The 223-nt window shown below is 65.0% G+C and carries 1 protein-coding gene; it reads right to left on the minus strand.

The features are described from left to right. Positions 1 to 221, minus strand: a 221-nt coding sequence (locus LI94_RS21770) for a hypothetical protein (RefSeq protein WP_046302580.1), incomplete at its 3' end; no start/stop codon positions are given. Between the last annotated feature and the right edge of the window lie 2 nt (positions 222 to 223).

The raw sequence follows: 223 nt of genomic DNA on the forward strand, positions 1-223 counted from the left end.
GCCAGATTCACCTGCGCCATATCCAGCAACGCATTCACCCGCGCCGCCATCGCCACAAACCGGGCATGCGACCCCTGAAACGCCGCAGCCGCCTCACCCACATGAAACGCCTGCGCCGACATCGCCGTCTGCTCCGCCTGCGCCATCGTCGACCGCATCAACGCCGCCTTGGCACCAAACGCCGACTCCGACGCCACCAACTGCGGAATATGCGCATCCAACA

It is taken from the genome of Mycobacterium sp. UM_Kg27 (assembly GCF_000972905.1).
Lineage (GTDB): Bacteria > Actinomycetota > Actinomycetes > Mycobacteriales > Mycobacteriaceae > Mycobacterium.